This window comes from Kineococcus sp. R86509 (assembly GCF_042466365.1).
Lineage (GTDB): Bacteria > Actinomycetota > Actinomycetes > Actinomycetales > Kineococcaceae > Kineococcus.
In genome coordinates this window covers 183,649-210,241 of sequence record NZ_JAXHCE010000001.1, presented here as the reverse complement: position 1 = coordinate 210,241, position 26,593 = coordinate 183,649, and the positions used below count along the sequence as shown (strand labels likewise).

The window sequence follows — 26,593 nt, the reverse complement described above, 5'->3', positions numbered from 1 at the left end:
GGACACCACCGAGAACCACGAGAACCACGAGAACCACGACCAGGAGCGCGCGCTGATCCCGTCCCCCGAGCACCACCCGACGCTGCACGCGGCCGCGATCGAGGCGGTCGAGGTCACCCGGTCCTACCGCTTCGGGGACACGACGGTCGACGCGCTGCGGGGGGTGACCTTCACCGTCGCGGAGGGGGAGTACGCCGCAATCGTGGGCCCCAGCGGATCGGGCAAGTCGACGCTGATGCACCTGCTGGGCTGCCTGGACCGTCCGACGTCGGGGATCCTGCGCGTCGGTGGGCGCAACATCGCCGACCTGGGCGACGCGGAGCTCGCGGAGCTGCGCAACGAGGAGATCGGGTTCGTGTTCCAGGCCTTCCAGCTGCTGCCGCGCTCCAGCGCCATCGACAACGTGGCGTTGCCGCTGCTGTACCGCGGCGTCAAGGGCAGCGAGCGGCGCGACATGGCGGCCGAGGCGTTGAAGGCGGTGAACCTGGGGCACCGCCTGACCCACCGGCCCACCCAGATGTCCGGCGGCGAGCAGCAGCGGGTGGCGATCGCGCGGGCGCTGGTCGGCCAACCGCGGATCCTGCTCGCCGACGAACCCACCGGCAACCTCGACTCCAAGAACGGGGCCGAGGTGATGCGCATCCTGGAGGAGCTGAACTCCGCCCGGGGCGTCGCGGTGGTCCTCGTCACCCACGACGACGAGGTCGCCGGCCGCGCGCGCCGTCAGGTCCGGGTGCGTGACGGCCTGGTGGAGCGCGACACGGCGGACGGAGCCGACGCGTGAAGGGCTTCGAAGCGTTCCGCGTCGCACTGGACGCGTTGCGCGGCAACCGGATGCGCAGCCTGCTCACGATGCTCGGCATCATCATCGGCATCGCCGCCGTCATCGTCGTGGTCTCCATCGGGTCCGGGGCGCGCAACCAGATCGAGTCCCAGGTCGAAGGTCTCGGCTCCAACCTGATCCTCGTCGTGCCCGGGCAGTTCGACACCAACAACCTCGGTTCCAACGCGCCCTCGACGTCGACGATGCAGGTCCAGGACGGCAAGGTCCTCGCCGACGTGGTCGGCGACGAGAGCGCCGTCACGGCGCGGGTCTCCACGGGCGCGCAGGTGCGGGCCGGGACGGTCGAGCGGTTCGTCACCATCCAGGGCGCGGACCAGAACCTGCCCCGGGTCCTCACCCGCCCGGTCGCCGAGGGCCAGTACTTCACCTCCGTCGACGTCGACGCCCGCCGCCGGGTCGCGGTGCTGGGCTCGCAGGCGGCGCAGAACCTCTTCCCCGGGGCGGACCCGCTGGGCCGCCAGATCACGGTGGCGGGCACCCGCTTCCAGGTGATCGGGGTGCTGCGGGAGAAGGGGGAGAGCTTCGGGGTCTCCCAGGACAACGAGATCCACATCCCGATCACCACGGCCCAGCGGTTGTTCTCCCTCGACCGCGTCGACGCGTTCGCGGTGAAGGCGCCCTCCTCCGACGTCGTCCCGGCGCTGTCGGACAAGTTGTGGCGGGCGATGAAGGCGCAGTACCCGGACCAGACGTTCAGCGCGGTCACCCAGACCCAGATCCTCGGCGTCATCGGCCAGATCCTCGGGCTGCTGACGGCGGTGCTGGCCGCGATCGCGGGGATCTCGCTGCTCGTGGGCGGGGTCGGGGTCTCCAACATCATGCTCGTCTCGGTGCGCGAACGGACCCGGGAGATCGGGCTGCGCAAGGCCCTCGGCGCCCGCCAGCGCGACGTCCTCGTGCAGTTCCTCGTCGAGGCCGTCCTGCTGACCAGCGTCGGCGGGATCATCGGCATCCTCATCGGGGTGGCCGGGTCGATCGCGGTGAACCAGCTCTCCCCGCTGCCGGCGACGATCGAGTGGTGGAGCCCGGTGGTGGCGTTCGTCGTCTCCGCGGCCGTCGGCATCTTCTTCGGAGTGTTCCCGGCGCGTCGGGCGGGACGCCTGGACCCGGTCGTCGCGCTGCGCACGGAGTGAGCCGCATAGGGTCCTCGGCATGACAGTCAGGCGTGTGACCGGGATCGAGACCGAGTACGGCATCTCGGTGCCGGGGGACCCGGGCGCCAACCCGATGCTGCTCTCGGCTCAGGTCGTCAACGCCTACGCCTCGCCCGCGACGGGCTCGATGCGCAGCTCCCTCACGGGCGGTTCGCGGGCCCGCTGGGACTACGAGGACGAGGCGCCGCTGCGCGACGCGCGCGGGTACGAGATCGACCGCGCCAAGGCCCACCCCTCGCAGCTGACCGACGCGCCGGGCCGTTCGCCGGGGACGAGGCGGGCCGCGCCCAACGCCTCCGACGTCGTCACCGCGGAGACCGAGGACCCGACGATGGCCAACGTCATCCTCACCAACGGGGCCCGGTTCTACGTCGACCACGCCCACCCCGAGTACTCCTCACCGGAGATCCTCACCCCGCGCGACGCGGTGCTGTGGGACCGGGCGGGGGAGCTGATCCTCCTCGACGCGCTGCGCCGGGTCGCGGCGACGCCCGGGCTGACCCCGGTGACGATCTACAAGAACAACACCGACGGCAAGGGCGCCTCCTACGGCACCCACGAGAACTACCTGATGAACCGCTCGACGTCCTTCACCGACGTCGTGCGCCACCTCACCCCCTTCTTCGTCTCCCGGCAGGTGTTCACCGGGGCCGGTCGGGTGGGGATCGGGCAGGACTCCGCCCGGCCCGGGTTCCAGATCAGCCAGCGCGCGGACTTCTTCGAGGTCGAGGTGGGGCTGGAGACCACCATGAAGCGCCCGATCATCAACACCCGCGACGAACCGCACGCCACCGTGGAGAAGTACCGCCGCCTCCACGTGATCATCGGCGACGCGACGATGTGCGAGGTCGCGACGCTGCTCAAGATCGGTACGACCTCCCTGGTCCTGGCGATGCTCGAGGCGGGAGCGCTCGAGGGTGGCCCCGCCGGGAACCTGCAGCTCGCCGAACCCGTCCGCGCCCTGCACGAGGTCTCCCACGACCCCGGCCTCACCCAGCTCGTCCGGTTGCGCGACGGGCGCCGGATGACCGCGGTGCAGCTGCAGCGGGCCTACCTGGAGGCCGCGCAGGCCTTCGTCGCCGACCGCTACGGCGAGGACGCGGACGCCGACACCGTCGAGGTCCTCACCCGGTGGGAGCAGATCCTCACCAAGCTGGAGACCGACGTGTTCTCCGCGGCCCGCGAGGTCGACTGGATCGCGAAGCTGCGCCTGCTCGAGGGCTACCGCTCCCGCGACGGCCTGGACTGGGACCACGCCCGGCTGGCCGCGGTGGACCTGCAGTGGTCCGACATCCGGCCCGAGAAGGGCCTCTACCTCAAGCTCGCCGAACGTGGCCAGGTCGAACGCCTCCTGGACCCCGCCGACGTCGCCCGCGCCGTGGAGCACCCCCCGACCGACACCCGCGCCTACTTCCGCGGGGAGTGCCTGGCCCGCTACGGCCCGCGCGTCGCGGCGGCCAGCTGGGACTCGGTGATCTTCGACATCGCCGGGCGGGGCGCCCTGCAGCGCGTCCCCACCCTCGAGCCGTTGCGGGGCACCAAGGAGCACGTCGGGGCGCTGCTGGACCGCTGCGAGACCGCGGAAGAACTCGTGGCCGCCCTCACCAACGGGTGACGCAGGCCGCACTTCCGCGCCGGGCAGGCGTGGCGGGGTTAGTGTCGGAACACGACCCGGGTCGCAGGACCCGGGAGGCCGAGCCGTCAGAGGGAGCCAGCCGATGCCTGGACAGGAGCAGCAGCGCCCGAGCCGCCGCGAGGAGGAGGTCGAGGAGACCCCCGCCGTCCCCGCGCAGGGCAGCGCCAGTGCCCAGACCAAGGAGACCGACGCCGACGTCGACGCGCTGCTCGACGAGATCGACGAGGTCCTCGAGTCCAACTCCGAGGAGTTCGTGCGCGGCTTCGTCCAGAAGGGCGGGCAGTAGCCCCTGCCACCCCCGGCGCGAGCCCCTCGTGTCCCACCCGGCTCTCCCGGCACGTTGCGGAGGCGCCGGGTAGGGTCCGAAGGGTGAACCACTCCAGCGATCAGTCAGGACGGTTGCCCGCCGCGTTCCTGCGGCCCGGTTCCTCGTCCTTCACCGACTTCGTCCGCGAGTACTCGCCGGAGATGCTGCCCTCCGCCCGCACGCTGCCCCCCACCGGACCGCTGCCCGGTGGGGGACCCGGCGCGGGCGAGGCGCCGCACGCGACGACGATCGTGGCCCTCGTCTTCGCCGACGGGGTGGTCATGGCCGGTGACCGGCGCGCCACCGCCGGGCCCACGATCGCCCAGCGCGACATCCAGAAGGTCTTCCAGACCGACGAGCACTCCTGCGCCGGGATCGCCGGCGTCGCCGGGCTGGCCGTGGAGATGATCCGGCTCTTCCAGGTGGAACTCGAGCACTTCGAGAAGCTCGAAGGTGCCCTGATGTCCTTCGAGGGCAAGGCGAACCGGCTCTCGACGATGATCCGCGCCAACCTCGGCATGGCCATGCAGGGTCTCGCCGTCGTCCCCCTCTTCGCCGGCTACGACCTCGACGCCGGCCGGGGCCGCATCATCGGCTACGACGTGACCGGCGGGCGGTCGGAGGAACGCGACCACCACACCGTGGGGTCGGGGTCGATCTTCGCGCGCGGAGCGCTGAAGAAGCTGTACCGCCCGGGCATGACCGAAGCCGAGACGATCCGCGTCGCCATCGAATCCCTCTGGGACGCAGCCGACGACGACTCCGCCACCGGCGGCCCGGACCTGCTGCGCAAGATCTGGCCCGTCGTGGGCGTCGCGACCCTCCAGGGCTACCGGCGTGTCCCCGACGAGGAACTCGAACCCGTCGTCGAGGCCGTCGTGGCCGGACGGCGCGGCAACCCCGGAGGCAACCCCGGCATCAGCGCCGGCAACGGTGGCGGAGGGAACTGACGATGAGCACGCCGTTCTACGTCTCGCCCGAGCAGTTGATGAAGGACAAGGCCGACTACGCGCGCAAGGGCATCGCCCGCGGCCGCGCCGTCGTCGTCCTCGCCCACGCCGACGGCATCGCCTTCGTCTCCGAGAACGCCTCCCGGGCGCTGCACAAGATCTCCGAGATCTACGACCGCGTCGCCTTCGCCGCCGTCGGCAAGTACAACGAGTTCGAGAACCTGCGCGTCGCCGGCGTCCGCTACGCCGACGTCCGCGGTTACTCCTACGACCGTTCCGACGTCACCGCCCGTGGCCTGGCCAACGCCTACGCGCAGACCCTCGGGGCGATCTTCACGACCGAGTCGAAGCCCTACGAGGTGGAACTCGTCGTCGCCGAGGTCGGACGCACCCCCGAGACCGACCAGATCTACCGCCTCACCTACGACGGGTCCGTCGCCGACGAGCACGGCTACGTCGCCATGGGCGGTTCCGCCGACCAGATCGCCACCAAGCTCGGCGAACGCTGGCACGCCGGGCTCACCCTGGCCGAGGCCGTCCAGCTCGCCGTCGAGGCCCTCGGCTCCGACGCCGCGGCCGAGGCCGCCGGCTCCGGACCGCGCCGGATCGCCCCCGACCACCTCGAGGTCGCCGTCCTCGACCGCACCCGCGACCGGCGGACGTTCCGCCGCCTCACCGGTCCCGTCCTCGCAGGACTGCTCGCCCCGGCGGACTGACCGCTCCGGTCGGCTCGACGCGTTTCGCTGCGCCGCACGGCGCCCGAGTGCCTAAGGTGGGGAAATGGATCGCCGGATCTTCGGGATCGAGACCGAGTTCGGAGTCACCTGCGCGTTCGAGGGACAGCGCAAGCTGTCCCCGGACGAGGTGGCCCGCTACCTGTTCCGCAAGGTCGTGTCGTGGGGCCGTTCGAGCAACGTGTTCCTGAAGAACGGCGCACGCCTCTACCTCGACGTGGGCTCCCACCCCGAGTACGCCTCACCGGAGTGCGACGACATCCGCCAGCTCGTCGTCCACGACCGGGCGGGGGAGCGGACCCTCGAAGGCCTGCTCGTCGACGCCGAACGTCGTCTCGAGGAGGAGGGGATCGCCGGTGAGGTGTTCCTCTTCAAGAACAACACCGACTCCGCGGGCAACTCCTACGGCTGCCACGAGAACTACCTGGTGTCGCGGCACGGGGAGTTCGGTCGCCTCTCCGACGTCCTCATCCCCTTCCTCGTCTCGCGCCAGCTGATCGTCGGCGCCGGCAAGGTCGTGCAGACCCCCCGCGGTGCGGTCTACTCCCTCTCCCAGCGCGCCGACCACATCTGGGAAGGCGTCTCCTCCGCGACCACCCGCAGCCGCCCGATCATCAACACCCGCGACGAACCGCACGCCGACGCCGAGCGGTACCGGCGCCTGCACGTGATCGTCGGCGACTCCAACATGTCCGAGACCACGACGATGCTGAAGGTCGGCGCCACCGACCTCGTGCTGCGGATGGTCGAGGAAGGCGTCGTGCTGCGGGAGATGACCATGGAGAACCCCATCCGGGCCATCCGGGAGATCAGTCACGACATGACGGGGCGCAAACCCGTCCGTCTCGCCAACGGCCGTGAGGCCTCCGCGCTGGAGATCCAGGAGGAGTACCTGGAGAAGGCCAAGGAGTTCGTCGAGCACCGCGGACTGCAGACGCCCAACGTCAAGCGCGTCCTGGACCTGTGGGAGCGGGCGCTGCGGGCCGTGGCGACGCAGGACTTCTCCCTGGTGGACCACGAGGTCGACTGGGTCATCAAGAAGAAGCTGCTGGACCGCTACATGGCCAAGCACAACCTGCCGCTGACGTCGCCGCGCATCGCGCGCCTCGACCTCGCCTACCACGACATCCACCGCAAGCGCGGCCTGCACTACATGCTCGCCGACCGGGGGATGGCCGACCGGGTCTGCTCCGACATCGAGGTGTTCGAGGCGATGAGCGTCCCGCCGCAGACGACCCGCGCCAAGCTGCGGGGCGACTTCGTGCGCGCCGCGCAGGAGAAGCGCCGCGACTTCACCGTCGACTGGGTGCACCTGAAGCTCAACGACCAGGCGCAGCGCACGGTCCTGTGCAAGGACCCGTTCAAGGCCGTCGACGACCGTGTGGAACGGCTCATCGACAGCATGTGATCGGTCTCGCGGCGCGGGCACAGGCTCCACGGTTAGGGTGAGGCAGTTCCACCTCGACCGTCACGACTGTGAGGACCTCCGTGCGCCGCCGTACCGCCGTCCTGTCCGCCTCCGCCGCCCTGGCGATGACCCTGCTCGGCGCCTGCGCCTCCGAGGGGGACGCGCCCACCGAGGCAGAGCAGAGCGCGTCGGCGACCGAGTCCGCCAACACCATCGAACCTGCCGTCGACGACGAGAAGCTCGCCGTGACCGTCACCGGTGAGGTGAACCCGACGATCGAACCGACCGTCGACTTCACCCCGCCGCTGACCGTCACGCAGACCTCGCGCAAGATCGTCGCCCCCGGCACCGGGGCCGAGGTCAAGGCCACCGACGAGGTCGAGTTCGCCTACGTCCTCTACGCCGGCTCCACCCACGACAAGCTGGACTCCAGCTACGGCAAGACCAACGCCCGCTTCACCCTCGCCGAGATCACCAAGGGACTCGCCCGCGGGTTCGTGGGGACCAAGGTCGGTGACCGCCTCGTCATCGCCATCGCCCCCGCCGACGGGTTCGGCAACTCCGTCAGCCAGTTCGGCAAGGAGAACGTCGACGCCTCCACGACCATCGTCATGGTCGCCGACGTCGTCCGCGTCATCCCCTCGATGGCCGAGGGCACCCCGGTGACGCCGCCCGCGGACCTCCCCGTCGTGACCTACGACGACAAGAACGTCCCCACCGGCTTCACCGTCTCGAACCCGACCCCGCCCGCCGACACCATCGTGCAGCCGCTCATCCAGGGCACCGGCGCCCCGCTGACCCCGGGCATGAACGTCAAGATGCAGTACGTCGGCGCGACGCTGGCCGACGGCAAGGTCTTCCAGACCTCGTGGACCTCCCAGGCCTTCGAGACCCAGATCGGGGCCGGCAAGCTCATCACCGGCTGGGACGAGGGCCTCATCGGCCAGACCGTCGGCAGTCGCGTGCTGCTCGTCATCCCCGCCGCCAAGGCCTACGGCGACGAGCCCACCGGGGGCCAGCCCGCCGGTGCGCTGATCTTCGTCGTCGACATCCTCGACGGCTACTGAGTCCCCACCGACGACGCTGACGTTAGGGTTCTGGCATGACTGAACGCACCAAGCCCGAGATCGACTTCCCCGAGGGCGAGCCGCCGGCCGACCTCGTGATCACCGACGAGATCGTCGGCGACGGCACCGAGGCCACCCCCGGCAAGACCGTCAGCGCGCACTACGTCGGCGTCGCCTTCAGCACCGGCGAGGAGTTCGACTCCTCCTGGAACCGCGGCCAGCCGCTCGACTTCCCCGTCGGCGCGGGCATGGTCATCAAGGGCTGGGACCAGGGTCTGCTGGGCATGAAGGTCGGCGGCCGACGCAAGCTCGTCATCCCGCCGCACCTCGGCTACGGGGACCGCGGCGCCGGCGGCGCCATCAAAGGTGGGGAAACCCTGATCTTCGTCGTCGACCTCGTGGACGTCAGCTAGTCCCCTCGGGTCGGTCTGCTTCCGGGCGGGTGAGGACCCTCCTCGTCGGATACTCCGTTCGCGCTCGTCGCGTCGTGAACTCACGTTCTCGCGCAAGCGCTCACTTCGGACATCCGACGAGGAGGGTCCTCACCCGCCCTTCTGCGTCGCCTTCGTGGGACTCCTGAACGGCCACGGGGTCGGCGAGGCTCGATCAGGCAGTTTCTAGGGGGCCACGCACCACGTTCCCCTTCACGAGGTGAGGAGGCGGGCGGCGTGGCGGCCGGCGGCGGCGGCGGTGAGGAAGGCGGCGCGGTCGGTGTCGAGGCCTCGGCCCATGGTGGAGAGGCGGACGGGGCTCGTCGCCAGGGCGTCGTCGAGGCCGGCTCCGGGGACCTCCACGTAGGTGTGGCGGCCGCAGAGGGAGCGGGCCTGCTCGCGGACGCCGTCGTAGAACGCGCCGGGGGAGTCGGGGACGACGACGTCGACGGGGGCCAGGGCGACACGCCCGACCGCGGTGAGCGTGTGGTGCGAGACACCGCGGTGGCGGTCGCGGGCGTCGGCCTCCGACACCCGCAGGGCCGCGACGGGGCGTCCACCGAGGACGGCGGCGGCGTTGAGGGCCTCACCCACGGCGACGCCGGAGAAGCCCCAGCGTGATCCCGTCCCCAGGTTGCCCGGGCCCTGCGCGACGACGACGACGTCGGCGCCCGCGACGAGCTTCGCGGCGAGCAGACCGGTGTGGACGGTCGAGGCCTCCAGGTCGCCCCCGAAGGCCTGGCCCGTGCTCACACAGCTCGTGAGCCATCCCGCCTCCCGCAGCCCGGCGACGGCGCGGGAGAACGCGGCCGGCAGCGCCCCGCCGTCGGTCATCACGTACACGACTCTCGCGTCGGGGGCCTCGGCGCGGACCCCGGCCAGGATCGCGGGCAGCGCGGAGTGCAGGTCGGCGACGACGACGGGGGTGGCGTCGAGGTCGTCGGCGTCGGCGAGCAGGGCGTGGTGCTCCGACTCCTGGTCGTCCACGCCCAGGACCATCGTCTGCAGCGGGGTGTAGCGGGCCTTCACGAGGTGACCGGGCCCGGCGGGCGGGTCGGCGGGCAACGCGTCGGGCAGCGCGACGACGAGGGCGTAGCCACCCGTCCCCAGGCCCCGGGCCAGCGCGGAGGTGTTGAGCAGCACCCGCTCGCCCGGCTGCGGGAAGCCGACGAGGTCGGGGTGGGCCAGAGCCTTCACCTCGGCGCCCGCCTCGGGCCCCGACGCGAGGGTCGCGAACAGCTCCTGGGAACCGGGCCACGACGCCCCGAGTCGCTGGACAATTGCAGAACGCCACCGGATCGTCACGCTTCGAGCGTACGCAGGGTGCTTCCGCGCGCGGTTCCGGTAGCGTCCGGCTCACCATGACGACGACTCCAGCGACGTCCTCGAGCCCACCGGGTGGGGCGGCCGCGGCTGCCCGCGGAGCCCGTCGCACCGAACGGCTGCTGAACCTCGTGATCGCGCTGTCGGCGACGCGCCGCTGGCTCACCAAGGAGCAGATCCGCACGGCCGTCCCGCAGTACGCCGACTGCGCCACCACCGTCGCCTTCGAGCGGATGTTCGAGCGCGACAAGGAGGACCTGCGCGAACTCGGCGTCCCCCTCGACACCGGCGGCGAGGACCCGTTGTTCGAGGACGAGGCCGGCTACCGGATCGACCGCGAGGCCTACGCGCTGCCCGAGATCCGGTTCACCCCGGGTGAGCTCGCCGTCCTGTCGCTGGCCAGCCGGGTCTGGCAGCAGGCGAGCCTCGCCGGCCCCGCGACCCGCGCGCTGGTGAAGCTGCGCAGCCTCGGCGTCGAACCCGACGAGAGCTCCCTCATCGGCGTGGAACCGCGGGTGCGCACCGCGGAACCCGCCTTCGACCCGCTCTACGCCGCGACCCGCGACAAGACCCCGGTGTCCTTCACCTACCGCCGCGCCGGCGGCGAACCCGCGACCCGCCACGTCGAACCGTGGGCCATCGTCAGCTGGCACGGGCGCTGGTACCTCGTCGGGCACGACCGGGACCGTGCGGACTCGCGGGTCTTCCGTCTGTCCCGGGTCGCCTCCGCGGTCAAGCGGATCGGACGGGCCGGCAGCTACGACGTGCCCGCGGGCATCGACCCCCGCGAGATCGTCGCGGGCAGCATCGGACCCGTCCGGCCGCCCCGGGAGGCACGGCTGCTGGTCACGGAGGGCAGCGGACTGGCGTTGCGACGCCGGGCCCGCAGCGTCGAGGTGGGCGCGGGAGAGAGCGTGGGGGAGGACGTGGTCGTGGTGGAGGTCAGCGACGTGGAGGTGAGCGCGGACGAGATCGCCGGCTACGGCGCGGACGTCCTGGTGCTGGAACCGCAGGACCTGCGCGACGCCGTGGTGCGTCGACTCCGTGGGGCGGCGGGCGCATGAGCGGCAGCGCGTCGACGGAGCGGCTGTCGCGGCTGCTGGCGATGGTCCCCTACCTGCTCACCCACCAGGGCATCCCGCTGGAGGAGGCCTCGGAGCACTTCGGCATCAGCGACGACGACCTCGTGCACGACTTGGAGCTGCTCTTCGTCTGCGGGACGCCCGGGCACATGCCCGACGACCTCATCGACGCCCGCTGGGACTCCGGGCGGATCTACCTCTCCAACGCCGACCCGATCGCGCGCCCGGCCCGCCTCGGCGTCGACGAGGCCGTCGCCCTGCTCGTGGGTCTGCGCACGCTGGCCCAGGTCCCGGGTCTGCACGACCGCGAGGCCCTCGAGGGCGCGACGGCGAAGCTGTCGGAGGCGACGGGGGAGGCGGGCCGGGCCGCGGGGTCGGTGACCGTGGACGTCAGCTCGGGGGAGGAGAGCGCCGGTGTCCTCGAGACCTGCCGGGCCGCCCTGCGCGATCACCGGCGCCTGCACCTGAGCTACCTCGTGCCCAGCCGCGACGAGCGCACGGAACGCGACGTGGACCCGATGCGGTTGGTGAGCGTGGAGGGGCGCTGGTACCTGGAGGCGTGGTGCCACCGCGCCGAGGGCGTCCGGTTGTTCCGGGTCGACCGGATCGAGTCCGCCGAGGTCCTCGACGTCGACGGGACACCACCGACGCAGGCGGTCTCGCGCGACGTGGGCTCCGACCTGTTCAAGCCCAGCCCGGACGACCTCGTCGTCACCATCGACCTGGCGCAGCAGGCCGCGTGGGTCGTCGACTACTACCCCGTCGACTCCGTCGAGGACGCGCCGGAGGACGGCTGGGAGGAGGCCGCCCTGCGCGTGAGGCTCCGCACGGCGGACACGCACTGGGTGCACCGGTTGCTCCTGCGCCTCGGTGCCGGTGCCCGCGTCGTCGACCCGCCGGAGCTGGCCGTGGACGTGCGCAACGGCGCCCTGGCTGCCCTGGAGCGGTACCACTGAGCCATTTCCGCGACTGTCTGTGACGAAGCGAACGCACAAGGTCACGGCATGTGTCAAGGTTGGGCCGAAAGGGCGTTCAAGGGATCGCGAGGACGTGCCGAAGCAGTGGTTGTCGGACGGCGGAAAGCGTCCGCCGGACCTACACCACGAAACGGAAGGTGCTCGAGATGACCACGATCAAGGCTTCCTGCCCCTGCTGCGGCGACGTTGAACTGACCCCGAAGCAGGTCCGCCTCGTGGTGTGCTCCGCCAAGGAGCGGTCGTTCTACGCCTTCGGTTGCCCCAAGTGCAAGGACGAGGTCCGCAAGCCCGCCGGCGAGGACGTCGTCGCGCTGCTCGTCTCCGGCGGCGTCGCCGTGGAGCGCTGGAGCATCCCCGCCGAGGCCATGGAGGAGCACAACGGCTCGACCATCGCCTGGGACGACGTCCTGGACTTCGCCCTCGTGCTCGACTCCTGCGACGACCTCGCCTCGCTGGCCGCCCGCGGCCTGCGCACCGTGCGCTGACGCACCCCACACTCCCGAGAGCCGCTCCGCGGACGCCACGGCGTCCGCAGGGCGGCTCTCGTGCTTCCTGGGTGTTCACCGGGAGTGTGCCCCGGAGACGCCTCAAGAGAGGTATTCGGGCGACTCGACGCGCATGCTTGTCCCACAGACGGCTTCGATCGACGTACGATGGCCGCGCTTCGTCCAACCCTGGAGGACTGATGTTCCGCAACCTCGTCGACCACCCCTGGGTGCTCGTCATCCTCGTCGTGCTGATCATCGCGCTGTTCGGCAGCAAGCGTCTGCCCGACGCCGCGCGTGGCCTCGGCCGCTCGATGCGCATCTTCAAGTCCGAGGTCAAGGAGATGAAGAACGACGGCAAGGAGGAGACCACGAAGTCTCCGACCGCCGCCGGCCTCGACTCCGAACCCACGGCCCTCGAAGCCAAGCTGGCCGCCGAAGAGGCGCAGGCCAAGGCGGCGTCCGAGCACCAGACGCGCGCGTCCTGACCCGCCGCACCGCCTGAGATCGCATCCCTGACATGGCCGTCACCACTGTCCGACGACGCTCCTCCAAGGATCCCGAGGGGCGCATGCCCCTCATGGACCACCTGAAGGAGCTGCGCAACCGCGCCGTCAAGGCCGGTATCGCCCTGTTGATCGGCAGCGTGCTGGGCTGGTTCTTGTGGCGTGGGTGGAACGAGCCGTTCTGGGGTCTGCCCAGCTTCCACGGCGGGATCTTCGGTCTCATCCAGGACCCGCTGGTCAAGGCTGCGGCGGCCAAGAACCTGAGCAACGTCAGCATCAACTTCGGTCAGGTCGGGTCTGCCTTCGACTTCGCCATCAAGGGTGCGATCTGGGTCGGTGTCATCGCCTCCAGTCCGTTCTGGCTGTGGCAGTTCTGGGCGTTCATCACGCCGGGGCTGACCCGGAAGGAACGTCGCTACGCGGTGGGGTTCATCTCCGCTGCGGTGCCACTGTTCCTCCTCGGGGCGGGGATCGCCTACAGCGTTCTGCCGAACGCAGTCCGGTTCCTCATCGACTTCACCCCCGAGAACGGGTCGAACGTCATCGACTCGTCGATCTACCTCAGCTTCACGATGCGCATCATCCTGGCCTTCGGCGTCGGGTTCCTCATGCCGGTGGTCCTGGTCGGGCTCAACTTCGCCCACCTGCTGTCCGGCAAGGCGATCCTGAAGCAGTGGCGCATCAGCGTCTTCCTGAGCTTCCTCTTCTCCGCGATCGTGACGCCGACGTCCGACATCACGACGATGCTGTTGCTCGCCTGCCCCCTGCTCATCCTCTTCGCCGTCGCCACGGTCATCTGTCTCCTCAGTGACCGTCGCCGTTCGAAGAACTCCGACGAGCCGGACTACACGAACCTCAGCGACGACGAAGCCAGCGCCATCTGACCCGATGACCTCTCGGGGGCGGGTCGGCCTCCTCGTGAACCCGACGGCGGGTCGCGGGGTCGGCCGTGTCGCAGGTGCCCACGTCCTCTCGACCCTGCAGCACCTCGGTCACCCGGTGACCAACCTCTCGGGCCTCGACTTCGCCTCCTCCGCTCGCGCCGCGCGCGAGCGGGCGGGCGAGTTCGAGGCCCTTGTCGTGGTCGGGGGCGACGGCCTGGTGCACGCCGGCCTCGAGGCCGTCGCCGGCACGTCGACCGCCCTGGGCATCGTCCCCGCCGGCACCGGCAACGACCTCGCCCGCGGGCTCGACCTCCTACTGGGTGATCCGGTGCGTTCGGCGGAGCTCGTCTCCACGGCCCTGCACGAAGGGCGGTGGCGGACGGTCGACGCCGTGCGGGTGGGGTCGCACTGGTTCGGCAGCATCCTCGCCTCCGGGGTCGACGCCCTCATCAACGAACGTGCCAACTCCTGGCGCTGGCCGCGCGGGCCCGCGCGCTACACCCTGGCCGCGGTGCGGGAGCTCGCCGTCGTCCGGGGGCTGCCGATGCGGATTACCCTCGACGGAACCACCGTGGAGCAGGAGTGCCTGCTCGTCGCCGTCGCCAACACCCGCAGCTACGGCGGCGGCATCCTCATGGCCCCCGACGCCGACCCGACGGACGGGCTCCTCGACGTCGTCGTCGTCGACCGCCTGCCGCCGATCGCCGCGTTGCAGCTCTTCCCCCGGGCTCGCCGGGGTGCGCACCTGAAGCTGCCCGCCGTCCACGTCCACCGGGTCCGCAGCGTCACCCTCGAGGTCCTCCCCGGCGCAGCGCAGCCGCACCCCCACGCCGACGGCGAACCGTTCGGGCACCTCCCCGTCACCTGCACCGTGGTGCCGGGCGCGCTGCGGGTGCTCGGCTGACGTACTGTCAGCCCATGGCGAGCCCCGCGGAACGCTACGCGGCAGCGCGCCGTCGCACCGAAGATTCCAGGACCGAGCTGGCGCAGTTCGCGAGCACGGTGGGCTTCGAGCTCGACGGCTTCCAGCTGCAGGCGTGCCAGGCCCTGGAAGCAGGTCGCGGCGTCCTCGTCGCCGCTCCCACCGGCGCGGGCAAGACCGTCGTCGGGGAGTTCGCGGCGCACCTGGCGCTGCAGACCGGTCGCAAGGCGTTCTACACGACGCCCATCAAGGCCCTGTCCAACCAGAAGTACACCGAGCTCGTCGAGCGCCACGGCTCCGCCGCCGTCGGCCTGCTCACGGGTGACAACTCCGTCAACGGTGAGGCACCCGTCGTCGTCATGACGACGGAGGTCCTGCGCAACATGCTCTACGCGGACAGCCCGCTGCTCGACGGCCTCGGCTACGTCGTGATGGACGAGGTCCACTACCTCGCCGACCGTTCCCGCGGCGCCGTCTGGGAAGAGGTGATCATCCACCTGCCCTCGGAGGTGCTGGTCGTCTCGCTGTCGGCGACGGTCAGCAACGCCGAGGAGTTCGGCGCCTGGCTGGACACCGTGCGCGGGGACACCGAGATCGTCGTGTCCGAGCACCGGCCGGTCCCGCTCTGGCAGCACCTCGCCGTCGGGACCCGCCTCTACGACCTCTTCACCGACCCCGACGGCGAGGCCCTGGAGGGTGACGAGGGATCGCTGGTGCCGGGCGCCATCGTCAATCCCGAGCTCGTCGCCATGTCGCGCCAGCAGGTCCGTTCCGACCGGCTCGCCGGACCGGGTGGTCGCGGTCGGCGCCGCAGTCAGCAGCGGCCCGGCCCGGGCGGTCACCGCCCGTCCGGGGTCGGCCGTCCCGCCTCGCGGGCGCAGATCCTGGACACCCTCGACCAGGCCGGGTTGCTGCCGGCGATCACGTTCATCTTCAGCCGCGCGGGCTGCGACGCGGCCGTCCAGCAATGCGTCGCGTGGGGGTTGCGGCTCACCACGCCCGAGGAGGGCCGGGCGATCCGCGCGATCGCCGAGGAGCGCTGCTCGGAGATCCCCAGTTCCGACCTCGCCGTCCTCGGGTACTGGGAGTGGCTGGACGGGCTGGAACGCGGACTCGCCGCCCACCACGCCGGGCTGCTGCCGGTGTTCAAGGAGACCGTCGAGCACCTCTTCGCGGCCGGCTACGTCAAGGCCGTCTTCGCGACCGAGACCCTCGCGCTCGGCGTGAACATGCCGGCCCGTTCCGTCGTCCTGGAACGCCTGGTGAAGTGGAACGGGCAGACCCACGTCGACATCACGCCGGGGGAGTACACCCAGCTGACCGGTCGCGCGGGGCGGCGCGGGATCGACGTCGAGGGCCACGCCGTCGTCCTGTGGTCGAACCAGACCGACCCCGAGGCCGTCGCCGGTCTCGCCTCGCGGCGCACGTTCCCGCTGCGTTCCAGCTTCCGGCCGACCTACAACATGGCCGTGAACCTCGTGCAGCAGGTCGGCCGCGAACGGGCCCGCGAGATCCTGGAGACCTCCTTCGCGCAGTTCCAGGCTGACCGGGCCGTCGTCGGGCAGGCGCAGAAGATCCGGTCTCAGCAGGAGGCGCTGCGCGGTTACACCGAGGCGATGACCTGCCACCTCGGCGACTTCGGTGAGTACTTCGCGCTCCGCCAGGCCATCAGCGAGCGCGAGAAGGAACTCTCCCGCTCCGGGGTCGCGGCGCGGCGCAGCGAGGCCCGCGAGTCCATCGAGGGCCTGTCCCGCGGTGACGTGGTGAAGCTCCCCGGCGGGCGGCGCGCGACGTTCGGCGTCGTCCTGGACCTGCTGCCCGGGAAGGGGTTCGACGGGCCGTCCCCGCGCATCCTCAGCCAGGACCGCCAGGTCCGGACCATCGACTCCGCTGAGTTCTCCGGTGCCGTGGAACCCGTGACGCGGGTGCGGATCCCGAAGAACTTCAACTGGCGGTCCCCGCAGGAACGCCGCGACCTGGCGTCGTCGTTGCGCAACGCCCTGGCCGAGGTCGGGGGCGGCGACGTCCCGCGCCACCGCCGGACGTCGACGGCGGGTGAGGACCGGGAACTGGCGACCTTGCGCGACCGGTTGAAGGCCCATCCCTGCCACGGCTGCGCCGAACGCGAGGAGCACGCCCGGTGGGCGGTGCGCGAGGAGAAGCTGCGCCACGACACCCAGGGTCTGCAGCGCAAGATCGAGGGCCGCACGGGCACGATCGCCCGAACCTTCGACCGGGTCTGCGACCTGCTGGCGGAACTGGACTACCTCGGGGCGGACGGGTTGTCCGTCACGGACGAGGGGCGCACGCTGCGCCGCATCAACGCCGAGACCGACCTGCTCGTCGCCCAGTGCCTGCGCCACGGCGCGTGGACGGGGCTGAGCGCCCCCGACCTCGCGGCCGCGGTCTCGACGCTGGTCCACGAGTCGCGCCGCGACGAGGGCGGACGCCCCGACCGCATCCCGCGCAAGGTCGAGGCGGCCATCGCCACGACCCACCGCTTGTGGAGCGACCTCACCGACCGCGAGGACCACCACAAGGTGCCCGCGACCCGCGAGCCCGACGCCGGGCTCGCCTGGGCCGTGCACCGCTGGGCCAGCGGGCACCGCCTCGACGAGGTCCTCCGCGAGGCGGACCTGGCCGCGGGCGACTTCGTCCGCCGGTGCAAGCAGCTCGTCGACCTGCTGGACCAGATCGGCATCGCCTCCACCGAGCCCGGGGTGCGCAAGGCGGCGCGGGACGCCGTCGACGCGGTGCGCCGCGGGGTCGTCGCCCACACCTCCCTGACCTGAGCCGTCCCGGGGCCCTCACCGGGGTGCGGTGACGAACCAGGCGGTGGCCTCCACGGTGAACGCCCCGCGGGGGAGGAGTTCCGCGCACCGCCGGCGCAGGGACTCCCGGGCGCTGGGCCCCAGCCGGGCCACGTGGTCCCCGGCCGGCCCGACGCCGAGGGTGTAGGACTCCCACCACGCGTCGAAGGAGTCGTAGCCGACCTCGACCGTGAGCTCGTCGTCGAGATCGGGCGGCAGACCGGCACCCCGGAAGAGGTCGGCGAGTTCGCCCTGCCCCCTCCCGGCCCGGCCGGATTCGCCCCGGGCCGCGGGGTCGAGGCTGCGCACCGCCGTCCAGAACGTGGTCAGCGGGCTGCGTTGCCCGCCGAAGTCCCAGACGCTGGCCGCGACGCGTCCGCCGGGACGGGTCACCCGGCGCATCTCCCGCAGCCCACCCACCGGGTCGGCCATGAAGTGCACGACGAGTTGGGCGACGCTGAGGTCGAAGGTCTCGTCGTCGTGGGGGAGGAACTCCGCCGCGGCGACCCGCGCGTCCACGCCGGGGAGACGTCGCGCGACCGCGGCGACGGGTTCCGGGGCGGGGTCGACGGCGGCGACGGCCGGCGCACCGAGCACGCCGACGAGTTCCGCGGTGAGGGCGCCGGAACCGCACCCGACGTCCAGGGCACGCTGCCCGGGCCGGGGTCCCAGGGCGGCCAGCGTCCGCCGGGCGAGGGGGACGGCGAAGCGGCCCATGAACCGGTCGTAGTCCGCGGCGACGTCGAAGGCCATGCTGGACGGTACGCCCGCGCACCTGCGGGGAGCGTGTGGTTGCCTGAGCGCGTGAGCACACTGACGGACACCTTCACCCTCTCCAACGGCGTCGAGATCCCCCAGGTCGGGTTCGGCACCTGGCAGATCCCCGACGGGGACGCCGCCTACGACGCCACCGCGACGGCGCTGACGACGGGCTACCGCCACGTCGACTCCGCCCGCGCCTACGGCAACGAGGCCAGCGTCGCCCGCGCCGTGCGCGACAGCGGCCTGGCCCGCGAGGAGGTTTTCGTCACCACGAAGCTGCCCGCCGAGATCAAGGACCACGACGAGGCCCTCGCCAGCTTCGAGGCCTCCCTGGCCGACCTGCAGCTCGACCACGTCGACCTCTACCTCGTCCACGCGCCGTGGCCCTGGAGCGAGATGGGCAAGGACTGCCGCGAGGGCAACATCGCGGTCTGGACGGCGCTGGAGGAGATCCACGCCTCCGGGCGAGCCCGTTCCATCGGCGTCTCGAACTTCTCCGTGGCCGACCTGGAGTCGCTGACCGCCGCGACGAGCGTGCTGCCGCACGTGAACCAGATCCGCTGGTTCATCGGCAACACCCAGGACGAGACGACGGCGTGGTGCAAGGAGCGGGGGATCCTCGTCGAGGGGTACTCCCCGCTGGCCACCGGTGGTCTCGTCGACGACGAGGCGATCGCGGCGGTCGCGGCGAACTACGGCCGCACGGTCGCCCAGGTCTGCCTGAAGTACCTGCTGCAGAAGGACGTCCTGCCGCTGCCGAAGAGCACGACCCCCTCGCGCATCGCGGAGAACGCCGACCTCGACTTCGAGATCTCCGCCGCCGACCTCACGGTCCTGGACGCGCTGCACCGTGACTGACACCGCCCCGGTCGGGAGGGTGCAGGACTGGGCCCGGAGTCCGTTCACCGGTGGGGGCCAGACCTACGACTGCTACGAACGGGGCCAGGGTCCCGGGGTCGTGCTCGTCCCGGAGATCCCCGGGTTCACGCCCGAGGTCGCCGGCTTGGCCGACCACCTGGTGGCGGAGGGGTTCACCGTCGTCGTGCCCTCGCCGTTCGGGACGCCCGGGCGGGTGGCGAGCACCGGTTACGTCGCGGCGACGGTGGCGAGGTTGTGCGTCGCGAGCGAGTTCCGCGCCTTCGCGCTCGGGGCGCACCGGCCCTTCACCGACTTCCTCCGCGCCCTGGCCTCCGACCTCGCCGGCCGCACGCCGGGCCGGGGCGTGGGGGTCATCGGGATGTGCTTCACGGGGGGTTTCGCGTTGGCCGCGGCCGTCGACGACTCCGTGGGCGCCGCCGTCCTGAGCCAACCGGCCCTGCCCTTTCCCGTGTCGAGGAGGCACCGGGCCGACCCGGCGACGAGCCCGGCGGAGCTGGACCGGATCGCCGAACGCGCCGCGACGGGTTCGGTGTGCGCACTGGGTCTGCGCTTCACCCGCGACGCTGCCGTCCCCGCGGCGCGCTTCGCGACGATCTCGGCCCGCCTCGGGGAGGCGTTCCGGGTCATCGAACTCGACTCCGGGCCGGGCAACCCCGGCGGGTTCTCGAAGGGCGCCCACTCCGTCCTCACCCACGAGGTCCGCGAGCGCCCGGGTCATCCGGCGTTCGAGGCGCGGGGGCAGGTCGTGGGTTTCCTGCGGGAGCGCCTGGTTCAGTCGCGGGACTGAACGAGGGCGGTGAGGACGCGCTCGACGCTGGACTGGATGCCCCAGCGGTGGACGAGCGCGCCGAGGGCGTCGAGGTCGACGGGTTCGCGGGGGAGGGTGTCGTCGAGGTCGGGGAGGGGGACGTCGCGGGCGGTGTTGACGACGACGGACGCGGCGGTGAGGTAGTCGCGGGCGTCGAGGAGCTTGCGGCGCTGGCCGGGGGAGAGCCCGGTGGTGGGGTCGTCGGCGGCGGCGAGGAGGGCGGCGAGGTCGCCGTAGCGGTCGACCAGGGCGGCGGCGGTCTTCTCGCCGATGCCGGGGACTCCGGGGAGACCGTCGGAGGGGTCGCCGCGCAGGACGGCCATGTCGGCGTAGGCCTGGCCCGTGCTGACGCGGTACTTGGTGTGCAGCCAGGGTTGGTCGACGAGGTCGGCCTTGCGGACGCCCTTGCCGCAGTAGACGACGCGGACGCCGAGGTCGTCGTCGACGAGCTGGAAGAGGTCGCGGTCGCCGGTGACGACGTCGACGGGGTCCTTCGAGCGGACGGTGAGGGTGGCCATGACGTCGTCGGCTTCGTAGCCGGGGGCGCCGACGCGGGTGAGGCCGAGGGCGGCGAGGACGTCGACGATGACGTCGACCTGGGGGAGCAGCAGGTCGGGGGCTTCCTCGCCACCGTCGGGGGCCACGCGGTGGGCCTTGTAGGAGGGCAGGGCCTCGACGCGGAAGGCGGGGCGCCAGTCGTCGTCCCAGCAGGCGACGAGCCGGGTGGGGCGGTGGGTGGTGAGCAGGTGGGCGATGGAGTCGAGGAACCCGCGGACGGCGTTGACGGGGGTCCCGTCGGGGGCGGTGATCGACTCGGGGACGCCGTGGAACGCGCGGAAGTACAGCGAGGCGGAGTCGATCAGCATCAGCTTCTGCGCGGGGGCCCCGGTCGACGACGTCATGAGCCTCACCGTAGGGGGTGGGTGGGGTCCGTCGGATGTCGTGGAGGTTCGGTCCGGATGGGTGACGCCGACGAGCGCCGGACGGGTCAAGCTGTGAGGGTGGGAATCGAATCCACACCGAAGTCACAGCCCGACCAGGGGGGACCTTCCATGAACACCAGCACCCGTCGCCGTCGTCGGATCAGCACGTTGGCCGTGAGCGGCGCGGCCGTGCTCGCTCTCGGTCTGGGGGCGTGTGGTGGCGGTGACGACTCCGCGAGCAAGCCGACGACCGCCACGTCCTCGCCCGCGACCGAACTGACCGCGATGCAGGTCGTCAAGGCCTCCTCGGTGCAGTCGAAGGAGGCCGGGAGCGGCAAGTTCTCCTTCACGATGGACGGCACCGCCTCCGGGCAGGCGCTGAACTTCTCGGGTGACGGCGCGTTCGACATCGCCAAGAACGCCTTCGAGATGACGATGTCGCTGCCCGCCGAGGCCGGGGGGTCGAAGCTGACCTTCCGGATGGTCGACGGTGTGGCGTACCTCTCGGGTGCACCGCTGACGGCCGAGGGGCAGTGGATGAAGATGCCGCTGGACCAGCTGGGTGCGACGGGTCTGGACACCTCCTCGATGGACCCGGCGAAGTCGCTGGAGCAGTTGCAGGGTGTCGCCGACGGCGTCAAGGAGGTCGCTCCGATCTCCGTGCGCGGGGTGCAGGCGAAGGGGTACGCGGGGACGATCGACGCGACGAAGGCCCTGGAGCTGGCTCCGGCCGAGCAGCAGACCGACGAGGCGAAGAAGGCTGCGGCGCAGCTGGGTTCGATCCCGTTCACGCTCTACGTCGACGACCAGAACCGTCCGGTGCGCATGACCGAGCAGATCACCGTCGAGGGGTCGACGCTGAACGTCTCGATGGACTACTACGACTGGGGCAGCTCGGTCGACGTGGCCGCTCCGGACCCGGCCAGCGTCACGGAGGCCCCGAACATGGGCGCCCTGGCGGGCGAGCCGGCGGCTGCGGGCGCCTGAACCCTGCGGTGGGTCCCGCGCGGGGCGGCTCCTACGCTGCCTCGCGTGGAACCCAGCGCTGGTGCGACCCGACGGCTCTACCGCGGTGGGGAGGTGTACTCACCCGCCGACCCGTTCGCGACGGCGATGCTCGTGGAGGGCTCCTCGGTCGCGTGGGTGGGGCCGGAGGAGGCCGCGTCGGCGTGGACGCGGGAGGGTGACGAGGTCGTCGAGCTGGACGGCCGGTTGATCACGCCGGCGTTCGTGGACGCGCACGTGCACCTCACCGAGACGGGTCTGCGCGAGACCGGGCTGGACCTCGCGGGGGTCCGCAGCGCGGGGGACCTGCTGGACGCGGTGGCGGCCCGGGCGCGGCCGGGGGAGTTGCTGGCCGGTTTCGGGTGGGACGAGTCCCGCTTCGAGGACGGGCGGGTCCCGACGCGCACCGAGCTCGACCGGGCCGCCGGTGGGGTACCGGTCCTGCTGTCTCGGGTGGATGGTCACAGCGCTCTGGTGTCGACGTCGTTGGCCCAGGCGGCGGCGTTGCGCGGCCTAGAGGGCTGGGACGAGGACGGCTGGGTGCGCCGGGAGGCCCACCACGCGGCGCTGGAGGCGCGTTGGGACGCGCTGAGCCCGCAGGCGGCGCAGTCCGCCCGCCGGGCCGCCCTGCAGGCCGCGGCGGCCGCGGGGATCGGCACGGTCCACGAGATGTCCGGGCCCTGGCTCGCCCCGCCCGGTGACCTGGAGGCGCTGCAGGCGCTCTCGGACGCCGAGGCCCTGCCGGACGTCGTGGGCTACCTCGCGCACCGGGTCGCTTCGCCCGAAGAGGTCGCCGCGGTCCTGGCGGGGACGAGCGCGCGCCTCGCCGGGGTGGGGGGCGATCTCACGATCGACGGGGCCATCGGTTCCCGCACGGCCGCGTTGCGCGCCGACTACGCCGACGCCCCCGGGCACCGCGGCTCGCTGCACCTGGACGCGAGCGCCGTGCGGGACCACCTGCACGCCTGCACCCGGGCGGGGGTCCAGGCCGCGTTCCACGCCATCGGGGACGCGGCGCTGGCGGTGGTCGTGGAGGCGCTGGAGGCAGTGGCGGGTGACCTGGGGATTCCGGCGCTGGCCTCGGCGGGTCACCGCGTCGAGCACGCGGTGATGGCGGGGCCGGAGGTGGTGGCGGCGTTGGCGCGGTTCGGGACCTCGCTCAGCGTCCAGCCCGCCTTCGACGCGCGGTGGGGCGGCCCGGGCGGGTTGTACGAGACCCGCCTCGGGGTGGAGCGGGTGCGGGCGAGCCACCCGTTCGCGGCGTTCGCGGCGGCCGGGGTGCCGTTGGCGTTCGGGTCGGACACGCCCGTGACCCCGTTCGCACCGTGGGCTGCGGTGCGGGCGGCGGGGTTCGGGCACGACGAGGCGCGGGCGGTGTCGGTGCGGGCGGCGTTCCTGGCCCACACGCGGGGCGGTCACCGGCTGGCGGGGCTGGGCCACCCGGGCGTCCTGCGTCCGGGCGCACCGGCGACCTACGCGGTCTGGGACGTGCAGGACCTCGTGGTGCAGGCTCCCGACCGTCGGTTGTCGGGGTGGAGCACGGACGCCCGTTCGGGGACTCCGGGACTGCCCGACCTGGGGCCCGGTGCGCCGGAGCCGGTGTGTCGCCGGACCGTCGTCGACGGGGTCGTCGTGCACGACCGGTCCTAGGACACCTGCCGTCGTCCGACCCGTTGTCCGACACGCCGGGCGACACGCCGGGCGAGGGCTGCTGGTGGCTGCTCGTGGGTCGGGTGTGACCTGCCGCGATGCACGTCGTCGCAGGTCACGGGCAGGTTGACAGCAGGCGGCGGCTGAGTAGCTTCTGAGGTGCAGTCCACGACGAGGAGTACCGATCGGTGCGCCGCGCCACCGCCGTTTCAGCCGCACCACCTGCGACGACGTGTGGAGCGCTGACCGACCGGAGTGGGCGGGGTCGAGTCCGTGCACCCCTAGACAACGGCACGCACCTCGTGGCCGACGGGGCGCGCGACGGCACGAAGGGCGCGCGGACTCGACCTGTTGTTCGGCCCCGACTCGACGCGACCTGACGCGACCCGCGGTGGCCCCGTTCCCACCTCTCTCGCTTACCCTCGCGGGATGCGTGTGCGACCGGCCGATCCTGCTCCTGCGAAGCTGCCGGTGGCGCTGCTGCTGGCCCTCGCGGGTGGTGTCGCCACGTGGGCGGCGTTCCCCGGGTCCCTCTCGACGTCGGGATGGTGGCCCACCGCCGTCCTGGGCATCGCCCTGCTGAGCCTGGCCACCCACGGGGTGCGCGCGCGGCGCGGGTTCCTGGCCGGCCTCCTCTTCGGCCTCGCGTTCATGTTCCCCCTGCTGGCCTGGAGCGGGACCTACGTCGGTCTGCTGCCCTGGTCGGCTCTCGCCGTCGTCTGCGCGCTCTTCTACGCGGTCCTGGGGGCCTTCCTGCCCCGGCTGCAGCGCGCGCGCTGGGGTCTGGCCCCGCTGGCCGTCGCGACCGGGTGGGTGGCCCTGGAGGCCGCGCGGGCGCGGTTCCCCTTCGAGGGGTTCCCGTGGGGACGCATCGCGTTCTCCCAGGCCGACGCGCCGACCCTGGGGCTCGCCGCGCTGGGCGGTTCGCCCGCCGTCACCTTCGGCGTGGCCCTGGCGGGCGCGTTCCTCGCCCTCGCCGTGCTCGCGCTGCGACGGCTGCCCGCTCCGCTGGGGGCTGTGCGGGGCACACCCCGGCTGCGGCCCGCGGTCGTGTCCCTCCTCCTCGCCGTCCTCGTCACCTGGGCGGGAGCGCTCGTCCCACGCCCCACGGGCGCGGAGGAGGGCACGAAGCGCATCGCTGCGGTGCAGGGCGACGTCCCCGAGGCCGGGCTGGAGTTCAACGCCGAACGGCGTGCGGTGCTGGACAACCACGCCGCCGCCACCCAGGCCCTGGCGGCCGCGGTGCAGGCGGGAACCGCGCAGCGGCCCGACCTGGTCCTGTGGCCGGAGAACTCCAGCGACATCGACCCCTACGAGAACGCCGATGCGGCGGCCGTCATCGAGTCGGCGACGAGGGCGATCGGCGTCCCCGTCCTCGTCGGTGCCGTCCTGGACGGTCCGGGCCGCTTCGTGTCCAACACGGGGATCGTGGTGACCCCCCAGGACGGCCTGGACGGCGCGCTCGAGGACGACACCCGGCACTACGTGAAGCAGCGACCGGCCCCGTTCGCGGAGTACATGCCCTACCGCTCCTTCTTCCGGATGTTCAGCGACAAGGTCGACCTCGTCACCCGGGACTTCGTCCACGGTGACCACGTCGGGCTGCTGCGGATGGACGACGTCCGGGTCGGTGACGTCATCTGCTTCGAGGTCGCTTTCGACGACACCGTCCGCGACTCCGTGCGGGCCGGCGCGCAGTTCCTCGTCGTCCAGACCAACAACGCGACGTTCGGCTACTCCGGTGAGGCTGTCCAGCAGCTCGCGATGTCGCGGCTGCGGGCCGTGGAGAGCGGGCGGGCCGTCGTGCAGATCTCCACGGTGGGGGTCAGCTCGATCATCAGCCCCGACGGAACGGCCCACGACGAGAGCACGTTGTTCACCCAGGACGTCCTCCAGGGAGATGTTGTGCTGCGTTCCACCGAGACGATCGCGACGAAGGTCGGGGCCGGACCCGAGTACGTGCTGAGCGGCCTCGCGCTGCTCCTGCTGCTGACCGCCCGCCGCGGCACCCGGCCCGGTCGCCGTGGCCGGGGCACCCGGCGGCGGGTCCCCGACGCGCCCACGGGTGATCCGGTGTCGGCGTGAGCGCCTCCTTCGTCCCCCCGGTGCGCCGGCGCCGCTGGACGTCGTGGATCCCGGTGGGCCTGGTGGTGCTGCTGGCGCTGGAGGTCTGGCTGCTCGTCCAGCTCGGGCACCTCGTCGGCGGTGGCTGGGTGTTCGTGCTGATCGTCGCCGAGACGTTCGGCGGGGCTCTCGTGCTGCGCCGGGCCGGGCGCAGGGCGGTGGCGGCGTTCCGCCAGACGGCGTCGGTGCCCTTCGGGGCGCCCGTCCCCGGCCAGCAGCCCGGCGTCGTCGGCAACGCCGTCCTCGCGGGGGCCGGTGGCGTGCTGCTCATCCTGCCCGGCCTGATCAGCGACGTCGTGGGCCTGCTGTGCATCCTGCCGCCGACGCGCCGGCTGCTGCGCGCCCTCTTCGTCCGCCTGGTGCGGACCCGGGTGGAACGCGCCGTGCGCGAGGCCGGGGGCGCGGTCGTCGTGGGTGACGTCGTCCGGGACGACGACATCGTCGACGGTGAGGTCGTCGAGGACCTGCGCGAACTCGGTCGCTGACCCCGACCGGCAGCTCCGGACACCACGAAGGCCGGCCCACCAGGTGGTGGACCGGCCTTCGTGGTGCGCGCTGGCTCAGGCGCTGCGCTTGATCAGTTCGCGGCTGCGGAGCAGCGCGAGCCTCTCGTCGAGCAGGACTTCCAGTTCGGCGATGGTGCGACGCTCCAGGAGCATGTCCCAGTGCGTACGCGCCGGCTTGCCGGCCTTGCGCTCCGGTGCGTCGGTGTCCGCACGCAGGGCTTCTGCCCCGCAGCGGCACTCCCACAACGGAGGCACATCGGCCTCCAGCGACATCGGCACCACGACCGTGTGCCCCTCGGGGCAGTTGTACGTGACCATCTGGCGCTCGGCCGGTTCGACACCGGACTCGCTCTCGAGGCTCGCGGCTCCGAGGCGGGACCCTCGCAGGTTGCGCTCGCTCATAGTGACCTCCCCAT

Annotated in this window: 26 protein-coding genes; 22 read left to right on the top strand and 4 right to left on the bottom strand. The window is 72.1% G+C overall.

Annotation, left to right across the window (positions count from 1 at the left end; genetic code table 11):
* Nucleotides 1-82 precede the first annotated feature (82 nt).
* The 9 genes from SJY07_RS01020 to SJY07_RS00980 all read left to right on the top strand — a co-directional run bounded on the left by SJY07_RS01020 (nucleotide 83) and on the right by SJY07_RS00980 (nucleotide 8,513).
* A complete protein-coding gene (locus tag SJY07_RS01020) occupies nucleotides 83-784 on the top strand; it encodes an ABC transporter ATP-binding protein (protein ID WP_380162078.1) in 702 nt (233 codons plus the stop codon).
* On the top strand, nucleotides 781-1,977 hold the full coding sequence (locus tag SJY07_RS01015; RefSeq protein WP_328296101.1) for an ABC transporter permease: 1,197 nt from the start codon (nucleotides 781-783) through the stop codon (nucleotides 1,975-1,977). The genes SJY07_RS01020 and SJY07_RS01015 overlap by 4 nt, the downstream gene beginning before the upstream one ends.
* A 19-nt stretch (nucleotides 1,978-1,996) precedes the next feature.
* Entirely contained in the window at nucleotides 1,997-3,613 is a 1,617-nt protein-coding gene (dop, locus tag SJY07_RS01010) for a depupylase/deamidase Dop (protein ID WP_380156392.1), read from the top strand.
* A 103-nt stretch (nucleotides 3,614-3,716) separates the two neighbouring features.
* A complete protein-coding gene (locus SJY07_RS01005) occupies nucleotides 3,717-3,920 on the top strand; it encodes a ubiquitin-like protein Pup (protein ID WP_328296103.1) in 204 nt (67 codons plus the stop codon).
* An 83-nt stretch (nucleotides 3,921-4,003) separates the two neighbouring features.
* Nucleotides 4,004-4,891, top strand: coding sequence for a proteasome subunit beta (gene prcB, locus SJY07_RS01000; protein WP_328296104.1), 888 nt, complete (start codon nucleotides 4,004-4,006; stop codon nucleotides 4,889-4,891).
* Nucleotides 4,892-4,893: 2 nt separating this feature from the next.
* Nucleotides 4,894-5,607, top strand: coding sequence for a proteasome subunit alpha (prcA, locus tag SJY07_RS00995; protein WP_380156389.1), 714 nt, complete (start codon nucleotides 4,894-4,896; stop codon nucleotides 5,605-5,607).
* A 64-nt stretch (nucleotides 5,608-5,671) separates the two neighbouring features.
* Entirely contained in the window at nucleotides 5,672-7,033 is a 1,362-nt protein-coding gene (gene pafA / locus SJY07_RS00990) for a Pup--protein ligase (RefSeq protein WP_380156388.1), read from the top strand.
* Nucleotides 7,034-7,101: 68 nt separating this feature from the next.
* Nucleotides 7,102-8,100 (top strand): FKBP-type peptidyl-prolyl cis-trans isomerase, encoded by a 999-nt coding sequence (locus SJY07_RS00985; protein ID WP_328296107.1) that lies wholly within the window; start codon nucleotides 7,102-7,104, stop codon nucleotides 8,098-8,100.
* A 35-nt stretch (nucleotides 8,101-8,135) separates the two neighbouring features.
* A complete protein-coding gene (locus SJY07_RS00980) occupies nucleotides 8,136-8,513 on the top strand; it encodes an FKBP-type peptidyl-prolyl cis-trans isomerase (RefSeq protein ID WP_328296108.1) in 378 nt (125 codons plus the stop codon).
* 231 nt (nucleotides 8,514-8,744) lie between these two features.
* Here the strand turns inward: SJY07_RS00980 and SJY07_RS00975 are convergent, their stop codons facing one another.
* The gene (locus SJY07_RS00975; RefSeq protein ID WP_380156385.1) at nucleotides 8,745-9,836 is read right to left on the bottom strand and encodes a DUF3866 family protein; all 1,092 of its coding nucleotides are present in this window, start codon (nucleotides 9,834-9,836) and stop codon (nucleotides 8,745-8,747) included.
* 56 nt (nucleotides 9,837-9,892) lie between these two features.
* On the opposite strand from SJY07_RS00975, the gene SJY07_RS00970 reads away from it, so the two are divergent.
* From SJY07_RS00970 to SJY07_RS00940, 7 genes are all read left to right on the top strand, one after another.
* On the top strand, nucleotides 9,893-10,918 hold the full coding sequence (locus SJY07_RS00970; protein ID WP_380156383.1) for a helix-turn-helix transcriptional regulator: 1,026 nt from the start codon (nucleotides 9,893-9,895) through the stop codon (nucleotides 10,916-10,918).
* On the top strand, nucleotides 10,915-11,892 hold the full coding sequence (locus tag SJY07_RS00965) for a helix-turn-helix transcriptional regulator (protein WP_380156381.1): 978 nt from the start codon (nucleotides 10,915-10,917) through the stop codon (nucleotides 11,890-11,892). Before SJY07_RS00970 ends, SJY07_RS00965 begins: the two co-directional genes overlap by 4 nt.
* 167 nt (nucleotides 11,893-12,059) lie before the next feature.
* Nucleotides 12,060-12,398 (top strand): hypothetical protein, encoded by a 339-nt coding sequence (locus tag SJY07_RS00960; RefSeq protein WP_380156379.1) that lies wholly within the window; start codon nucleotides 12,060-12,062, stop codon nucleotides 12,396-12,398.
* Nucleotides 12,399-12,598: 200 nt separating this feature from the next.
* Complete coding sequence (tatA, locus tag SJY07_RS00955) at nucleotides 12,599-12,886, top strand: Sec-independent protein translocase subunit TatA (protein ID WP_328296113.1); 288 nt, start codon at nucleotides 12,599-12,601, stop codon at nucleotides 12,884-12,886.
* 32 nt (nucleotides 12,887-12,918) lie between these two features.
* Nucleotides 12,919-13,788 (top strand): twin-arginine translocase subunit TatC, encoded by an 870-nt coding sequence (tatC, locus tag SJY07_RS00950; RefSeq protein ID WP_328296114.1) that lies wholly within the window; start codon nucleotides 12,919-12,921, stop codon nucleotides 13,786-13,788.
* 4 nt (nucleotides 13,789-13,792) lie between these two features.
* Nucleotides 13,793-14,692 carry a diacylglycerol/lipid kinase family protein gene (locus SJY07_RS00945; protein ID WP_380156376.1) on the top strand — a complete coding sequence of 300 codons (900 nt, stop codon included), beginning with the start codon at nucleotides 13,793-13,795 and terminating at the stop codon, nucleotides 14,690-14,692.
* A 14-nt stretch (nucleotides 14,693-14,706) separates the two neighbouring features.
* A complete protein-coding gene (locus SJY07_RS00940) occupies nucleotides 14,707-17,502 on the top strand; it encodes a DEAD/DEAH box helicase (RefSeq protein WP_380156374.1) in 2,796 nt (931 codons plus the stop codon).
* Between the two features lie 15 nt (nucleotides 17,503-17,517).
* Here SJY07_RS00940 and SJY07_RS00935 read toward each other — a convergent pair whose 3' ends face one another.
* Nucleotides 17,518-18,273 (bottom strand): class I SAM-dependent methyltransferase, encoded by a 756-nt coding sequence (locus tag SJY07_RS00935; protein ID WP_380156372.1) that lies wholly within the window; start codon nucleotides 18,271-18,273, stop codon nucleotides 17,518-17,520.
* A gap of 51 nt (nucleotides 18,274-18,324) precedes the next feature.
* Here SJY07_RS00935 and SJY07_RS00930 point away from each other — a divergent pair, with 51 nt between their 5' ends.
* Complete coding sequence (locus tag SJY07_RS00930) at nucleotides 18,325-19,140, top strand: aldo/keto reductase (protein ID WP_380156370.1); 816 nt, start codon at nucleotides 18,325-18,327, stop codon at nucleotides 19,138-19,140.
* Complete coding sequence (locus tag SJY07_RS00925) at nucleotides 19,133-19,948, top strand: dienelactone hydrolase family protein (protein ID WP_328296119.1); 816 nt, start codon at nucleotides 19,133-19,135, stop codon at nucleotides 19,946-19,948. The genes SJY07_RS00930 and SJY07_RS00925 overlap by 8 nt, the downstream gene beginning before the upstream one ends.
* Here SJY07_RS00925 and SJY07_RS00920 read toward each other — a convergent pair.
* Entirely contained in the window at nucleotides 19,933-20,871 is a 939-nt protein-coding gene (locus tag SJY07_RS00920; protein ID WP_380156367.1) for a 5'-3' exonuclease H3TH domain-containing protein, read from the bottom strand. The two genes, SJY07_RS00925 and SJY07_RS00920, sit on opposite strands and share 16 nt — an antisense overlap.
* 150 nt (nucleotides 20,872-21,021) lie before the next feature.
* On the opposite strand from SJY07_RS00920, the gene SJY07_RS00915 reads away from it, so the two are divergent.
* The 4 genes from SJY07_RS00915 (at nucleotide 21,022) to SJY07_RS00900 (ending at nucleotide 26,156) form a co-directional block, all read left to right on the top strand.
* Entirely contained in the window at nucleotides 21,022-21,879 is an 858-nt protein-coding gene (locus tag SJY07_RS00915) for a hypothetical protein (RefSeq protein WP_380156365.1), read from the top strand.
* Between the two features lie 126 nt (nucleotides 21,880-22,005).
* On the top strand, nucleotides 22,006-23,547 hold the full coding sequence (locus SJY07_RS00910; RefSeq protein ID WP_380162076.1) for an amidohydrolase: 1,542 nt from the start codon (nucleotides 22,006-22,008) through the stop codon (nucleotides 23,545-23,547).
* A 429-nt stretch (nucleotides 23,548-23,976) separates the two neighbouring features.
* Nucleotides 23,977-25,632: an apolipoprotein N-acyltransferase gene (lnt, locus tag SJY07_RS00905; RefSeq protein ID WP_380156363.1), complete on the top strand. Its 1,656-nt coding sequence runs from the start codon at nucleotides 23,977-23,979 to the stop codon at nucleotides 25,630-25,632.
* Nucleotides 25,629-26,156: an FxsA family protein gene (locus SJY07_RS00900; protein WP_380156361.1), complete on the top strand. Its 528-nt coding sequence runs from the start codon at nucleotides 25,629-25,631 to the stop codon at nucleotides 26,154-26,156. Before lnt ends, SJY07_RS00900 begins: the two co-directional genes overlap by 4 nt.
* A 75-nt stretch (nucleotides 26,157-26,231) precedes the next feature.
* Here the strand turns inward: SJY07_RS00900 and SJY07_RS00895 are convergent, their stop codons facing one another.
* Entirely contained in the window at nucleotides 26,232-26,579 is a 348-nt protein-coding gene (locus SJY07_RS00895) for an RNA polymerase-binding protein RbpA (RefSeq protein ID WP_328296125.1), read from the bottom strand.
* Nucleotides 26,580-26,593: the final 14 nt, after the last annotated feature.

What these genes read in the sequence shown, in the direction of transcription:
- dop (WP_380156392.1), top strand. Translation starts at nt 1,997, where the DNA reads ATGACAGTCAGGCGTGTGACCGGGATCGAGACCGAGTACGGCATCTCG.
- SJY07_RS01005 (WP_328296103.1), top strand. Translation starts at nt 3,717, where the DNA reads ATGCCTGGACAGGAGCAGCAGCGCCCGAGCCGCCGCGAGGAGGAGGTC.
- prcA (WP_380156389.1), top strand. Translation starts at nt 4,894, where the DNA reads ATGAGCACGCCGTTCTACGTCTCGCCCGAGCAGTTGATGAAGGACAAG.
- pafA (WP_380156388.1), top strand. Translation starts at nt 5,672, where the DNA reads ATGGATCGCCGGATCTTCGGGATCGAGACCGAGTTCGGAGTCACCTGC.
- SJY07_RS00980 (WP_328296108.1), top strand. Translation starts at nt 8,136, where the DNA reads ATGACTGAACGCACCAAGCCCGAGATCGACTTCCCCGAGGGCGAGCCG.
- SJY07_RS00970 (WP_380156383.1), top strand. Translation starts at nt 9,893, where the DNA reads ATGACGACGACTCCAGCGACGTCCTCGAGCCCACCGGGTGGGGCGGCC.
- SJY07_RS00965 (WP_380156381.1), top strand. Translation starts at nt 10,915, where the DNA reads ATGAGCGGCAGCGCGTCGACGGAGCGGCTGTCGCGGCTGCTGGCGATG.
- SJY07_RS00960 (WP_380156379.1), top strand. Translation starts at nt 12,060, where the DNA reads ATGACCACGATCAAGGCTTCCTGCCCCTGCTGCGGCGACGTTGAACTG.
- tatA (WP_328296113.1), top strand. Translation starts at nt 12,599, where the DNA reads ATGTTCCGCAACCTCGTCGACCACCCCTGGGTGCTCGTCATCCTCGTC.
- tatC (WP_328296114.1), top strand. Translation starts at nt 12,919, where the DNA reads ATGGCCGTCACCACTGTCCGACGACGCTCCTCCAAGGATCCCGAGGGG.
- SJY07_RS00945 (WP_380156376.1), top strand. Translation starts at nt 13,793, where the DNA reads ATGACCTCTCGGGGGCGGGTCGGCCTCCTCGTGAACCCGACGGCGGGT.
- SJY07_RS00940 (WP_380156374.1), top strand. Translation starts at nt 14,707, where the DNA reads ATGGCGAGCCCCGCGGAACGCTACGCGGCAGCGCGCCGTCGCACCGAA.
- SJY07_RS00935 (WP_380156372.1), bottom strand. Translation starts at nt 18,273, where the DNA reads ATGGCCTTCGACGTCGCCGCGGACTACGACCGGTTCATGGGCCGCTTC.
- SJY07_RS00920 (WP_380156367.1), bottom strand. Translation starts at nt 20,871, where the DNA reads ATGACGTCGTCGACCGGGGCCCCCGCGCAGAAGCTGATGCTGATCGAC.
- SJY07_RS00915 (WP_380156365.1), top strand. Translation starts at nt 21,022, where the DNA reads ATGAACACCAGCACCCGTCGCCGTCGTCGGATCAGCACGTTGGCCGTG.
- SJY07_RS00910 (WP_380162076.1), top strand. Translation starts at nt 22,006, where the DNA reads ATGCTCGTGGAGGGCTCCTCGGTCGCGTGGGTGGGGCCGGAGGAGGCC.
- lnt (WP_380156363.1), top strand. Translation starts at nt 23,977, where the DNA reads ATGCGTGTGCGACCGGCCGATCCTGCTCCTGCGAAGCTGCCGGTGGCG.
- SJY07_RS00895 (WP_328296125.1), bottom strand. Translation starts at nt 26,579, where the DNA reads ATGAGCGAGCGCAACCTGCGAGGGTCCCGCCTCGGAGCCGCGAGCCTC.